Genomic DNA, 12,966 nt, shown 5'->3' with positions numbered 1-12,966 from the left:
TTACATTTTGCGGCATTATAAACGATCTGCTAGGGTATATGCTGTGGTTTTGCGTTGAGGAGGGCAGTCATGAAAGTACATAAAATCGCTGTGATGGCAGGCGACGGTATCGGCAAGGAGGTCATGCCGGAAGGGATGCGCGCAGTGGAGGCGGCCGCACGCCGGTTTAATTTTGGCGTCGAATGGACCACCTTTGAGTGGCCAAGTTGCGAGTATTACCTTAAGCACGGCAAGATGATGCCGGATGACTGGATGGCGCAGCTGCAAGGCTTTGACGCGCTGTTCTTCGGTGCGGTTGGCTGGCCGGAGACTGTACCGGACCACGTATCGCTGTGGGGATCGCTGCTCAAGTTCCGCCGCCAGTTCGACCAGTACATCAATTTGCGTCCGGTGCGCCTGCTGCCCGGCGTGCCTTGCCCGCTGGCGAACAAGCAGCCTGGTGACATCGATATGTACATCGTCCGCGAGAATACGGAAGGCGAATATTCCAGCGTCGGCGGCCGCATGTTTGAAGGCACCGACCGCGAATTCGTGCTGCAGGAAGCGATCTTTACCCGCACCGGCGTGGACCGCGTGCTGAAGTTCGCGTTTGAACTGGCGCAAAAACGGCCGAAGAAACACCTGACTTCCGCCACCAAGTCCAACGGCATTTCGATCAGTATGCCGTACTGGGATGAACGCGTGGACGTGATGGGGGACAGCTATCCGGAGGTCCGGCATGACAAGTACCACATCGATATCCTGACTGCACGCTTCGTGCTGTCGCCGGAGCGCTTTGATGTAGTGGTGGCGTCCAACCTGTTTGGCGATATCCTGTCCGACCTCGGCCCGGCGTGCGCGGGCACCATCGGTATTGCGCCTTCCGCCAATTTGAATCCGGAGCGGACCTTCCCGTCACTGTTTGAACCAGTGCATGGCTCGGCGCCCGATATCTACGGCCAGAACATCGCCAATCCCATCGCCATGATCTGGTGCGGTGCGATGATGCTGGACTTCCTCGGCTATACCGAGGCGCATGACGCCATTGTGGCCGCAGTGGAGCGCTGTCTTTTGGACGGACCGCGTACGCCGGACATGGGCGGCAAGGCCAGTACAACCGATGTCGGCACGGCGATCGCTTCCATTATTCAGATTCCAGCAGCGGCTTCACGCTAAAGCCGTGCACCAGTATCGACAGCATGATCACGCCCAACGAGATGCCGGTCAGCTGCTTGGCCAGATTGGGCGGCAGGCCGGCTTCGATGGCGTAGACCAGATAGAAGATCGAGCCGATGCCACGCACGCCGAACCAGCCGATGGTGGCGCGCATGCGTTTGCTGGCACCGCTGCCGATCATGCCTATAAACACCGATAGCGGCCGCGCCACGACAAACAGGAAGGCGGCGACGCCGATGGTTTCGTAGGGCAGTTCGCGCAGCGAGATCATGCCGCCCAACAGCAGCACCAAAGTCAGTTCGGACAAACGCTCCAGGTGCTCCTTGAAAACCAGCGCCTCCGCGCTGACGACCAGCGGCGCGTCCTTGCTGTCACTGGCTTGCGCGGCGGCGGACTTTGCCAGTTCCGGTTCGCGCAAGCCTTGCCTGTCTTTGGGCGCACCGGCCAGCTTTAATTCTGTCTGCCGCAGTGCCACAGCGGCGAAGAACACCGCCAGGAAGCCGGATGCTTTCATGACGCTGGCCAGGCCGAACACGATGGCGATCAGGCCTAGTCCTACCAGGTCGTCCATGATCTCGTGGCGTGGCTCCAGCACGCGCAAGCGCCAGCCCAGCCGCGCCAGGCCTGCGCCGGCGATCACGCCAATGAGCACCGCGCCGCCCGTGGCCCAGATCACATCGACCAACAGCCAGCGCCAGTAGTGATGTTCGCCTGCTTCGCCCATGTGCAGCATGCCCAGGCCCAGCAGCACGAAAGGGAAGGCGCTGCCGTCGTTCATGCCGGCTTCGCAGGTGAGGTTGAACCGCAGCTCGTCCTTGTCGCCGGCATGGCGCACTTGCACATCCGTGGCCAGCACCGGATCGGTGGGCGCCAGTATGCCGCCCAGCAGCACGGCGGCGCCGGCCGGCAGATGCAGAACGTAGTAAGCGAACAAAGCCACCAGCCCCACCGTCAACGCCATCGACAGCCAGGCCAGGCGCAGCGGTGCGCTCCAGCGCGACAGCTTGAACGGTACCGGCATCTTGATCCCCGCCGAGAACAAGGAAATTAGCAGCGCGACCTCGGCCAGCATTTCCAGCAGTTGCGATTCTTTGGCAGGATCGAAATTGAAGATGTTCAGCGCGCTCGGGCCCAGCAGCAAGCCGACGCCGAGATAGACGATGGCGGAAGTGAACGGTGAACGTGAGATGGTGGTTGCAGCCAGGCCGCGCGCCAGCATCAGCAAGCCGACCAGCAGGAACCATTGGTTGACATTCATGGCGTCTCCAGTACCGCTAGCACGGCATCAGCGGCGCTGGTCGGGGTAGCGCTGCAGCGTGGCGATTTCGCGGCCGGAAACCATGAATTCGCCGTCGCCACGGTAGTGCAGTGTCTTGGGCAGCTTGGGCGTGCTGGCGACGTGTGCCCTGACCACCTCCCATACAAACAGGGGATGGTTGGGGTTGGGATGCGCATCAGCCAGGCGGCACTCCAAGCTGGCATAGCATTCGCCGATCAGCGGAGCCGCCACGTCCTCGGCTGGCACAGAGGTCAGTCCGAAGCGCTCAAACTTATTGGTATCCGCACCACTGCAATTGCCAATGCCGATGACTTGTTCCAGCAGGTCGGCGGTCGGCAGGTTGATCACGCATTCACCACTCTGCGTCACCATCTCGTAACTGTGATTGCTCTCGTCGATATAGCAACCGAACAACGCGGGCGTGAAGCCGATCATCATGTGCCAGCCCATGGTCATGATGTTTTGCTTGCCTTGCCACGCGGAGCTGACCAGCACCACCGGCCCAGGCTCTAGCAGGCGGCGGACGTTGGCCACGTCAAAGTGCTGCTTGCGGTATGTTTTCATCATGGCCTGAGATTAAGAGGATTTCTTCAAGAAGTCTGTGGGGTAGGACACGATGAAACGGTTATACTCAACGCCACCATGAAAAAACTCCTGCTGTCCCTGTTCGGCCTATTGCCTGTGATCGCCTCGGCTGCGCCGTGCTTGCCGTCCGAAGCACTGATCAAGCTCGACTCGCAATATGAAGAGGCGCTGCGTACCGGCGACGTGCCGTTCCTGCAATCGCTGCTGGCGGATGACTATGTGTGGGTGCATACTCTTGGCACTCAGATTGAGACGCGCGATATTTTGCTGGCGCGGCTGGCGAAGCCGGTGGTTTACAAGGCCCGCAGTACCAGCGATGTGCATGTGCACGTTCAAGGCGATACTTCTGTGGTGCGCGGCGTCAGCACGACCGAACAATGGAATCAGGACGGCGCTACCTTCCGCAGCAACCGCTATCAGTTCATGCGCACTTATGTGAAGGTGGCGGGCAAATGCAAGCTGCTATCTGTACAAACAATGAATTTGAAGTGATGAGTGATGTGAATACCAACGCCGTTTCCGGCGTGGCGCTGTCGCGCGCCGAATTGGAAGAGTATCTGACGCAGGGCGTGCGCCATTTCGATAACTGCGCTTTTGATGACGAAGATTTGTCGCGTCTTGATCTGCAAGGCGTGCGGTTTGAACGCTGCACCTTCTCCGGCACGACGTTGTTTGCCTGCAAGCTGGCGCGCTCGCATTGGCTGCGTTGCCGCGCGGGCGGCGCGGATCTGGAGTCGGTGGATGCTGTCGATGCGCGCTTTGATGGTTGCGACCTGAATAACGCCAAGTGGCGCCGCGCCAAGCTGGCGTCGGCGGCCTTCCATGGCTGCAAGCTGACCGGCGCGTCGTTTGAAGAGGTGGCGCACCTCGGCATTCACTTCGAGGAATGCCTGCTGGTCGGCGCGGACATGCGCGGCTTCTCGTTCCGTAAGGCGGTGTTGAAAGAGCTGGATTTTTCAGATGCTTATCTTTCCGGCTGCGATTTCCGTGATGTGGTGTTTGAAGGTGGCAGCTTGCGCAATGCGGTGCTGAAGCTGGCAAAGTTTCAAGGTGCGGATTTGCGCTCGGCGGATATCGAAGGCGTGAAGCTGACCGAGGCGGGCCTGTTTAAGGGGGCGACCATTTCGCATGCTCAGGCGGCCAACTTCCTCCGCGAGCTAGATCTGAATGTTATATAAGTAGCTTCATTTTTCATATGTTGCACCCCAGCAATGGTGTTAGAGTGAGCTTTCATTTCTGATATTGTTGCGAATTTTTCAAAAAGGGGATGTATGAAAAAAACGATGATGGCGGTTGCTGTTGCGATGATGGCGGCGGGCAGCGCGCAAGCGGCTGATTGGCCGAGCGGTTTTTCCAAATGTGCGGACCAGGGTGGTACGTGCAAGGCGGGGAGCAGCGCGCGGCAGGTTTCGTTCGGCATCAAGGACAAGTGGGTTGTGCAGGCGCTGTCCGGTGATGTGGCGTGCACGGTAGCCAGCTTCGGTTCGGACCCGTATCCTGGCAAGGATAAAAAGTGCGCGATAGGTCCGGTGGCTGCGACGCCAACGCCAACGCCAACACCAGTTCCAACGCCAACGCCAGTTCCGACGCCGACTCCTGCTCCGGCGCCAGCCCCTGGCGGCGACGCCACCTACGAAGCCGCACCAGTTGGCGGTTGGGCGGGCCAGAACGGCGGCACGACCGGCGGCGCAGACGCTGCCGCCAACGCCATCTATAAAGTCAGCTCCGCCTCGCAGCTGGTGGCTGCAATCAAGGCCCAAGGCGACAAGCCGAAAATCATCAAACTGTACGGCACCATCGATCCAAGCGCTGCCGACAATGGCGGCCCATACACCAGCACAACCGACCAGGCGGCACGCCTGCAAATCAAATTGGGCAGCAACACTACGCTGATCGGCATGGGCAGCGACACGAAACTGGTCAATGCCAATATCGTCATCAACGGCGTTCAAAACGTCATCGTGCGCAACCTGAATATCCAGGCGCCGTGCGACATCGCGCCGGTATGGGACCCGGATGACGGCAGTGCCGGCAACTGGAACTCGGAATACGACGGCATCACCGTGCTGGCGTCGAAAAACGTCTGGATCGACCACAACGTCTTCACCGACGCACCCAAGACCGACGACCAACTGCCTACCGCGAACGGCCGCCTGAAACAGTGCCACGATGGCGCGCTGGACGTGAAGAATGGCTCGGACTACGTCACCATCTCCAACAACCGCTTCGAGCTGCATCAGAAAAATAACCTGATCGGTTCATCCGACTCGCGTACCACCGACGACGGCCACTTGACCGTCACCTTCGTCGGTAATCACTTCCTGAATGTCAGCGAGCGCGCGCCGCGTGTGCGTTTCGGTAAGGTCCACATCTATAACAACTATTTTGAAGGCAGCCGTTCGCACGCTGTGTATCCGCACCATTACAGCATTGGCGTCGGTTACCTGGCCAAGATCATCTCGCAGAACAATGCATTTGATGTGGCGGGCGCCAGCAGCTGTACGCAGATCATCACCAATCCTGGCTCGTCGAGCAAGAAGGGCGCGATTGCCGATAGCGGCTCGCTGCTGAATGGCGCGGCACTGGACGTGGCGGGCAAGTGCAGTTTCAGCAATGTGGTCGGCTGGACTTTGCCTTATACCGTCGCTCCGCTGAACGCTTCGGCCGTCAAGGCCTCGGTGCTGAACAATGCCGGCACCGGCAAGGTCAGCGTGCAGTAGACGCTTCTTCTTCGCGTAGCTGCGCGCTCATGCCGTCGCAGCTCTCGGACCATGCCGTCAGCCATTGCGGCATGGCCGGAGACTGCTCCGGCATGCCCAGGTCGCGGACGATGTCGGCTGGCGGCACCGTGCCTTTGGGCGAACGGAACACGCCGCGCATCACCACCGTGCCAGCCACACGGCCATCCTTGACGAAGCGGTGTTCAAGGAAGCTCCATTTCTCATCCCAGCCCAGCATGCGGGTGTGGATTTCAAAGGTTTCAAACAGCTTCAGCTCGCGGCGGAACTTGCCCCAGGCGTCTCCGACGATGGGCACGGCCTTGTGGCGCAGCGCCGTGCGGAAGGCGCCGGTTTTCAGCACGTAGTCCATACGGCCGATGTCGGCCAGCGTGAAATAGCGGCCATTGGTGACGTGGCGGTTCAAGTCCAGGTCCAGCGGCCATACGCGCATGCGCACCACCGTGGTGGAAAACGGGTCGGCGGGTTTGCGCCACGGACGCTTGAGCAGCATCCAGATCAGTCGGAACCAGAGATTCATAGTGTACAGGTAAGGTGAGTAGAGGAGCGCCACCACTATAGGTGATGGGTTTCTGTTAAGGTAGATGCACAAATGACTTTTTCCATGCGAAATCTGCCATGCATATTACTTTGCTGTTTGCCGACCAGTGTTCCGCCGCCAGCGCAACCACCGCACTGGAGATACTCACCGCCGCCAATTTGTTTTCCGAACAGCCGGTATTTGACATCGTCACCGCCTCGCTTGACGGCAAGCCTGTGACGACGCTGCGCGGCCAGACACTGCAACCGGAAACCGCGCTGAACGATATCGCGGATACAGACCTGGTGCTGATCCCAGGCTTCCTGTTCACGCTACGCGAAGCCTTGCCAGGTTTTGGCCGCTATGGTGAATGGCTGCGCAAGCAGCATGCGCAAGGCGCGGTACTGGCAACCATGTGCACCGCCACCTTTATGTTGGCCGAAAACGGTTTGCTGTCGGGAGCGCGCGCCACCACGCACTGGGCGTTTGCGGACCTGTTCCGCAAACGCTACCCGGATGTAGGCATGGATGAGCGCCAGAATCTGTGCGAGGACAATGGCCTGATGACCAGCGGCGGCGCCAGCGCGGCGATGGATTTGCTGCTGCACCTGATCCGCCGTTACGGCTCGCTGGAGCTGGCGCAAAAATGCAGCCGCTACCTGCTGATCGATAATGCACGCAGCGAGCAGTCGGTGTACGTGCTGTGGTCCATGCCCAAGAGCCATGGCGATGCCGATATTCTGCGCGTGCAGAATTGGCTGGAGCAGAACTATGACAAGCCGCTGTGCATGGATGAACTGGCGCCACGCTTCGGTTTCGGCGTGCGCAACTTCATACGGCGCTTCAAGGATGCCACCGGCTATACGCCCTTGTCCTATCTGCAAACGCTGAGGCTGGAGAAGGCCAAGCACTTGCTGGAATCGACGCGCATGAGCCTTGATAGCATCACCTTCAAAGTGGGCTACGAAGACAGCAACTCGTTCCGCCGCCTGTTCCAGCAGCGTGTGGGACTGCTGCCGGCGGCGTACCGGAAGAAGTTCCAGCCGCAGGCCGCATGACTTGACCCGGCGCCGCTACCGCTGACAGCCTGCATGTCGGCCACCTGCAAGGCTGATGTTGATGCGCTGGCTACAGCGCGCCGGCCAAAAGCCGCTGTTGCTGATTGGCGGCGCCACCAGGCGCATCGGTGACCCGAGCTTCCGCGACAGTTCGCGTCCGTTGCTGGATGCAGGCGCCATTGTACCGACACTGGTAGTGGACTGCATGCGCATCGATGCCGGCGTCAGTCTCGAGGAATTGCTGGTGGAGGCAGGTTTGGCAGCATCGCGCAGCGCTGCGCTGCGCGCAGGCTGGCCGAAGGTGGGGGCTTGCGGCTCGATGGGGAGGGCGCAAGCGCCGATCAGGTGCTTCCTGTCGGCGCGGGACCGTGGCGCTTGTCGGCAAGCCGCAAGCGCCACGTCCAGATTGTCAGTTCAGCAGCGAGCGCTTGCGGGCGTAGGTGAAGTAGATCACCAGGCCGATCAGCATCCAGATGCCGAAGGCCACCCAGGTATGCCAGCTCAGGTAAGCCATCAGCGTGACGCAGAAGATGACGGCCAGCGCTGGAATCACCGGCACGCCTGGGCAACGGAAGGCGCGTGGCAGGTCCGGGCGTTTTTTGCGCAGGATGACGACAGCGATCGAAACCAGCGTGAAGGCGGCCAGCGTGCCGATGTTCACCAGTTCGCTCAGGATGTTCAGCGGGACGAAGGCCGCCATCAGGCCAAACACGATACCGACCAGCCAGGTGGCGAAGAACGGCGTCTGGAAACGTGGATGCACTTTCGACAGACGTTTTGGCAGCAGGCCATCGCGTGACATGGCGTAGATGATGCGGGTCTGGCCATACGCCATCACCAGGATCACCGTGGTCATGCCGAGGATCGCGCCCAGGTCGACGAAGCCGGCGAACCAATTTTCACCTGCGCGTTGCAGTGCCAGCGTGACTGGGTGATCGATGCCGAGGAATTCCTTGTACGGCACGATGCCGGTCATGATCGCCGATACGATCACGTACAACACGGTGCAGCCGGCCAGCGAACCGATGATGCCAATCGGCAGATCGCGCTCTGGACGTTTGACTTCTTCCGCCGCCGAGGTCACGGCGTCGAAACCGATAAAGGCGAAGAACACCAGGGCCGAGGCGCTCAGCATGCCGTTCATCCCGTAAGGCATGAAGGGCGTCCAGTTTGCTGGCGTCACGTGACGCGCGCCGACGGCGATGAACAGCAGCACCACGCCGATCTTGATGACCACCATGACGTTGTTCACGCGCGCCGACTCGCGCACGCCGAGGCTCAACATCCCGGTCAGCAGCAGCATGATGCACAGCGCCGGAAGGTTAATCACGGTATCCACGCCAGGCAGGGCACCTGGAGCAGCGCTGAGCGCAGCAGGCAGATGCCAGCCGAAACCGGAGATCAGTGATTGGAAATAGCCGGACCAGCCGACCGATACGGCCGATGTGGCCAGGCCATACTCCAGCAGCAGGTCCCAGCCGATCATCCACGCGGCCAGTTCGCCCAGCGTGGCATAGGAGTAGGTGTAGATGGAACCGGCCACCGGAACGGTGGAGGCAAATTCAGCGTAGCACAGCGCGGCGAAGCAGCAGGCAATCGCCGCCACCACGAAGGACAGCGTCAGCGCCGGGCCGGCGGTGACAGCCCCTGTGCCGGTCAGCACGAAGATGCCAGTGCCGACGATGGCGCCGATGCCCATCAGGATCAGGTCGAACGGACCAAGTACCTTTGCCAGGCCGCCCGGCTTGCGGGCGTTGGCAATCATCTCATCCAGATTCTTCGTTCTAAAAATGCTCAAAATAGCTCCCGTGCTTTTTTGTGTTTTATCGTTGTGTCCCAAGGCGGGCCTTGTGGGCTGCGTTTGGGCAAGCGGGAATAATACAGCATGTTTTCCGCAATTCCGAACTTGTTGTTTTATCTGTATCAGATAGTTTCATGGGCTGGACAAGAGCACAGAAATGTAGAGCAAAAACCGGTCTTCCAGACGCGCCAGATCCAGCCCGGTGATCTCGCCGATGCGGCGCAGACGGTAGTCCAGCGTGTTGCGGTGGATGTGCAGCGCTTCAGCGGTGGCGGCCGGATGGCCGTCATGCGCGAACCAGACTTCCAGTGTGCGCTGCAGCATATCTTTGTTCTTGCCGAGCTTTTCAATTGGTGCGCGCAGCTGAGCTGCCTGCCAGCCGGTGTTCAGGCCGGACAGCAGTACGGGCAATGTGTGGTCGTAATAACTGTATAGACGCTGGCCGGTACGGCTGGCGTCACGCGATCGCCCGATCCGCGCCGCCGTCCTGGCGCTTTGGTAGGAGGTGGCCACGCCGGCGATACCTTGCAGCGCAATGCCCATGGTGAGCGCATGCGGCTGAGGACACAGTTCGCGCAGCACGGTGGCCAGCATGGAGGGCTGCTTGTCCTGTAAGTCCAGTATCGCCAGTTCGTGCGGCCCGGCGGCGGCCGTCAGCACGGATGGCAGGCGCGCCTGCAAGCGCAGTTGCAGGCTTTGCAGGTCGATGCCGTTGTCATCCAGCTCAAGCAGATAGGCAGCGTGCGGCTGCTCGAAGCTGATGTCGAGCCGGTGCGCCCATGCCGCGAGGTCGGCCGCATTCGCATGCTCGCCGTTGATCAGGTTGAGGACGAAGGCTTCGCGGTAGCGCGAATCACGCTGTAGCTCGCCGGCCAGCTGCGCTTGTTCCAGGATCATCTCGGCCGTCAGGCGCACCAGCTCACCGAAGTGCCGAACTTCGTCCGGTGCGCCGCTCAGGCCTACTGCGCCGCACAATTGTCCATGCACCGTCAGCGGCAAATTGATGCCGGGCTGCGCACCATGCAGGTTGCGCGCGCTGGCTGCGTCGATTTCCATTGTCAGTTTTTTGGCGAGCGCCAGCAGCGCGCCTGCATGCAGCTCGCCGATACGGGCGGGATTGCCGCTGGCGATAATGCTGCCATGCGCGTCCATTACGTTGACGTTGTAGGGGATGATGCGCATGGTGCGGGTAACAATATCCTGCGCCAGCGCCGTGCTTAAGATGTTCATATTGGCTATTTTAGGGCATTTGCACAAGAATTGAATGGGCAATATACCTAGATTGGGGCGTTCGGCCAATGCTTTTTTGTGAATGATTCCAGATAATCCCTGATAACATTAAAAGACACTGGAGACTCGCATGTCCATACTCGACGGCGCCTATAAAAAGGCCAGCTGGCACCTGATTCCCTTTATCTTCGTTTGCTACCTGTTCAATTACCTCGACCGCGTCAACGTCGGCTTCGCCAAACTGGAGATGCTGGACGCGCTCAAATTGAGCAATACTGTTTACGGATTAGGCGCAGGCATCTTCTTCATCGGCTACGTGTTGAGCGGCGTGCCGAGTAATCTGATCCTGCACAAAATCGGCGCGCGCCGCTGGATTTCGGTGATGATGATCGTCTGGGGCGGCCTGTCCGCCTGCATGTTGTTCGTCACCACGCCAACCTCCTTCTACGTGCTGCGCTTCTTCACCGGTGTGGCGGAAGCGGGCTTCTTCCCCGGCATGGTGTTGTACTTCACCCATTGGTTCCCGACGCAGAAGCGCGGCCAGGTGATGGCGCTGTTCATGTCGGCGATTCCGATTTCGGGGCTGATCGGCGGGCCGCTGTCAGGCTGGATGCTGTCGCATTTCTCCAGCGGCCAGGGCGGCATGATGGGCTGGCAATGGCTATTCCTGCTGCAAGGCCTGCCGACCGTGCTGCTGGGCGTGGGTGTTTATTTTTATCTGAATGATGGCATCGCGCAGGCCAAGTGGCTGAGCAGCGAAGAGAAAAGCGCCATGCAGGCCGCGCTGGCCGCCGACGAGCAGCAGCGCGCCGCCGTCAGTACCGCCGGTGATTCCTTCAGCGCCGTGCTGCGCAACGGCAGCGTGTGGATGCTGGGCGTGATCTACTTCTGCATCCAGATGGGCGTCTATGCGATCAACTTCTGGCTGCCATCGATTATCAAGTCGCTGGGCTTTGACAGCGCGGTCACCGTGGGCTGGCTGAGCGCCGTGCCGTATCTGCTGGCCGCCGTGTTCATGGTGTGGGCAGGCCGCTCCGCCGACAAGCGCCAAGAGCGCCGCTTCCACGTCTCGCTGCCGATGGTCATGGGGCTGATCGGCTTGCTGATGGCGGCCAATTTCTCCAGCAATGCGCTGATCGTGATGATCGGCTTGAGCATGGCGACCATGGGCGCGCTGGCGGCGTTGGCGCAGTTCTGGTCTTTGCCGGCTGCCTTCCTGGGCAGTGCGGCAGCGGCAGGCGGCCTGGCGCTGATTAATTCGCTGGGCCAGATTGCCGGCTTTGTCAGCCCGTTCCTGGTTGGCTGGATCAAGGATGCGACCAACAGCACCGACGTGGCGCTGTATATTCTGTCCAGTGTGCTGCTGCTTGGTGCGATACTGGTGCTGCGCATTCCTGCAAAACTGGTCAACCGATAAGAGTCAACGATGAAGATAGTTATAGCGCCGGACTCGTTCAAGGAGAGCCTGACGGCGATGGCTGTGGCCAACGAGATTGAAGCGGGCTTTCGCGAAATCTTCCCCGGCGCCGAGTATCACAAGCTGCCGGTGGCGGATGGCGGCGAGGGCACGGTGCAAGCGATGATCGACGCCAGTGGCGGCAAGCGCATCGCCTTGCGCGTCACCGGACCTCTGGGCGAGCAGGTATCGGCTTTCTACGGCTTGATGGGCGACGGCCAGACCGCAGTGATCGAGATGGCGGCGGCCAGCGGGCTTGAACTGGTGCTGCCTGCACAGCGCAATCCGCTGCGTACCACTAGCTTTGGCACGGGCCAACTGATCATCAATGCGCTGAATGCTGGTGCGCGCCGTTTTGTGCTGGGCATCGGCGGCAGCGCCACCAACGACGGCGGCGCCGGCATGCTGCAAGCGCTGGGCGGCCGTTTGCTGGACGCCACCGGCGCCGATTTGCCGCCGGGCGGTGGCGCACTGAATATGCTGGACCGCATCGACCTGTCCGGCCTGGACCCGCGCATCAAGGATTGCGTGTTTGACGTGGCCTGCGATGTCAGCAACCCGCTCACCGGCCCGCAAGGTGCGTCCGCCATCTTCGGACCGCAGAAAGGCGCGACGCCGGACATGGTGGCGCGGCTGGATGATAACTTGCGCCACTACGCCACCATCATCGCCCGCGATCTTGGTTTGAGTGTGGCGGAGGTGGCGGATTTGCCGGGCGCCGGTGCCGGCGGCGGCATCGGCGCGGCCATGCAGGTTTTCCTGGGCGGCAGTCTGCGACCAGGCAGCGAAATCGTCACCGATGCAGTCGGCCTCGATGCTGCGGTGGCGGATGCGGACCTGGTGATCACCGGCGAGGGGCGCATCGATGGCCAGACTGTTCAAGGCAAGACGCCGGTTGGTGTGGCGCGTGTGGCACAGCGCCATGGCAAGCCGGTGATCGGCATCGGCGGATCGCTGGGCAGCGGCGCGGCAGCGGTGCACGCGCACGGCATCAATGCGGTATTCGGCTCGGTCAGCCGTCCGTGCACGGTGGAGGAGGCGCTGGCTTGCGCAGCCGTCAATGTGCGCAACGCGGCGCGCAATATCGCGGCTGCCTTGGCCGTTGGCGCACAACTCGGCAAACGATAACTAAATTGAAGATTGC

The 12,966-nt window shown here is 60.8% G+C and carries 12 protein-coding genes; 7 read left to right on the top strand and 5 right to left on the bottom strand.

The window, feature by feature from the left end; all coding sequences use genetic code 11:
- Positions 1 to 69: 69 nt before the first annotated feature.
- Complete coding sequence (locus KW842_RS03785; RefSeq protein WP_218302728.1) at positions 70 to 1,155, top strand: tartrate dehydrogenase; 1,086 nt, start codon at positions 70 to 72, stop codon at positions 1,153 to 1,155.
- Here the strand turns inward: KW842_RS03785 and KW842_RS03780 are convergent.
- Positions 1,124 to 2,413 (bottom strand): sodium:proton antiporter, encoded by a 1,290-nt coding sequence (locus KW842_RS03780; RefSeq protein WP_218302727.1) that lies wholly within the window; start codon positions 2,411 to 2,413, stop codon positions 1,124 to 1,126. The two genes, KW842_RS03785 and KW842_RS03780, sit on opposite strands and share 32 nt — an antisense overlap.
- Before the next feature lie 27 nt (positions 2,414 to 2,440).
- Entirely contained in the window at positions 2,441 to 3,001 is a 561-nt protein-coding gene (locus KW842_RS03775; protein ID WP_307729784.1) for a flavin reductase, read from the bottom strand.
- A 75-nt stretch (positions 3,002 to 3,076) separates the two neighbouring features.
- On the opposite strand from KW842_RS03775, the gene KW842_RS03770 reads away from it, so the two are divergent.
- From KW842_RS03770 to KW842_RS03760, 3 genes are all read left to right on the top strand, one after another.
- Positions 3,077 to 3,511 (top strand): nuclear transport factor 2 family protein, encoded by a 435-nt coding sequence (locus KW842_RS03770; RefSeq protein WP_218302726.1) that lies wholly within the window; start codon positions 3,077 to 3,079, stop codon positions 3,509 to 3,511.
- Entirely contained in the window at positions 3,511 to 4,197 is a 687-nt protein-coding gene (locus KW842_RS03765) for a pentapeptide repeat-containing protein (RefSeq protein ID WP_218302725.1), read from the top strand. The genes KW842_RS03770 and KW842_RS03765 overlap by 1 nt, the downstream gene beginning before the upstream one ends.
- Before the next feature lie 93 nt (positions 4,198 to 4,290).
- A complete protein-coding gene (locus tag KW842_RS03760; protein ID WP_218302724.1) occupies positions 4,291 to 5,739 on the top strand; it encodes a polysaccharide lyase family 1 protein in 1,449 nt (482 codons plus the stop codon).
- Here the strand turns inward: KW842_RS03760 and KW842_RS03755 are convergent.
- Positions 5,726 to 6,277, bottom strand: coding sequence for a thioesterase family protein (locus KW842_RS03755; protein ID WP_218302723.1), 552 nt, complete (start codon positions 6,275 to 6,277; stop codon positions 5,726 to 5,728). The genes KW842_RS03760 and KW842_RS03755 overlap by 14 nt on opposite strands.
- A 98-nt stretch (positions 6,278 to 6,375) precedes the next feature.
- On the opposite strand from KW842_RS03755, the gene KW842_RS03750 reads away from it, so the two are divergent.
- The gene (locus KW842_RS03750; protein WP_218302722.1) at positions 6,376 to 7,335 is read left to right on the top strand and encodes a GlxA family transcriptional regulator; all 960 of its coding nucleotides are present in this window, start codon (positions 6,376 to 6,378) and stop codon (positions 7,333 to 7,335) included.
- A 409-nt stretch (positions 7,336 to 7,744) separates the two neighbouring features.
- Here KW842_RS03750 and KW842_RS03745 read toward each other — a convergent pair whose 3' ends face one another.
- Together KW842_RS03745 and KW842_RS03740 are read right to left on the bottom strand one after the other, a co-directional pair.
- Positions 7,745 to 9,133: an amino acid permease gene (locus tag KW842_RS03745; RefSeq protein ID WP_304514549.1), complete on the bottom strand. Its 1,389-nt coding sequence runs from the start codon at positions 9,131 to 9,133 to the stop codon at positions 7,745 to 7,747.
- Between the two features lie 135 nt (positions 9,134 to 9,268).
- Complete coding sequence (locus KW842_RS03740) at positions 9,269 to 10,366, bottom strand: sugar diacid recognition domain-containing protein (protein WP_218302721.1); 1,098 nt, start codon at positions 10,364 to 10,366, stop codon at positions 9,269 to 9,271.
- A gap of 130 nt (positions 10,367 to 10,496) precedes the next feature.
- Here KW842_RS03740 and KW842_RS03735 point away from each other — a divergent pair, with 130 nt between their 5' ends.
- The gene (locus KW842_RS03735) at positions 10,497 to 11,783 is read left to right on the top strand and encodes an MFS transporter (protein WP_218302720.1); all 1,287 of its coding nucleotides are present in this window, start codon (positions 10,497 to 10,499) and stop codon (positions 11,781 to 11,783) included.
- A 9-nt stretch (positions 11,784 to 11,792) separates the two neighbouring features.
- Positions 11,793 to 12,950, top strand: coding sequence for a glycerate kinase (locus KW842_RS03730; protein WP_218302719.1), 1,158 nt, complete (start codon positions 11,793 to 11,795; stop codon positions 12,948 to 12,950).
- Positions 12,951 to 12,966: the final 16 nt, after the last annotated feature.

Origin of the sequence: Duganella sp. sic0402 (assembly GCF_019219065.1) — a bacterium.
Taxonomy (GTDB): Bacteria; Pseudomonadota; Gammaproteobacteria; order Burkholderiales; family Burkholderiaceae_D; genus Rugamonas.
The sequence above is the reverse complement of the archived record's forward strand: the minus strand, read 5'-3'. Positions and strand labels throughout refer to the sequence as shown.

Coding starts and splice junctions, on each gene's coding strand:
- KW842_RS03785 (WP_218302728.1), top strand. CDS start 70: ATGAAAGTACATAAAATCGCTGTGATGGCAGGCGACGGTATCGGCAAG.
- KW842_RS03780 (WP_218302727.1), bottom strand. CDS start 2,413: ATGAATGTCAACCAATGGTTCCTGCTGGTCGGCTTGCTGATGCTGGCG.
- KW842_RS03775 (WP_307729784.1), bottom strand. CDS start 3,001: ATGATGAAAACATACCGCAAGCAGCACTTTGACGTGGCCAACGTCCGC.
- KW842_RS03770 (WP_218302726.1), top strand. CDS start 3,077: ATGAAAAAACTCCTGCTGTCCCTGTTCGGCCTATTGCCTGTGATCGCC.
- KW842_RS03765 (WP_218302725.1), top strand. CDS start 3,511: ATGAGTGATGTGAATACCAACGCCGTTTCCGGCGTGGCGCTGTCGCGC.
- KW842_RS03760 (WP_218302724.1), top strand. CDS start 4,291: ATGAAAAAAACGATGATGGCGGTTGCTGTTGCGATGATGGCGGCGGGC.
- KW842_RS03755 (WP_218302723.1), bottom strand. CDS start 6,277: ATGAATCTCTGGTTCCGACTGATCTGGATGCTGCTCAAGCGTCCGTGG.
- KW842_RS03750 (WP_218302722.1), top strand. CDS start 6,376: ATGCATATTACTTTGCTGTTTGCCGACCAGTGTTCCGCCGCCAGCGCA.
- KW842_RS03740 (WP_218302721.1), bottom strand. CDS start 10,366: ATGAACATCTTAAGCACGGCGCTGGCGCAGGATATTGTTACCCGCACC.
- KW842_RS03735 (WP_218302720.1), top strand. CDS start 10,497: ATGTCCATACTCGACGGCGCCTATAAAAAGGCCAGCTGGCACCTGATT.
- KW842_RS03730 (WP_218302719.1), top strand. CDS start 11,793: ATGAAGATAGTTATAGCGCCGGACTCGTTCAAGGAGAGCCTGACGGCG.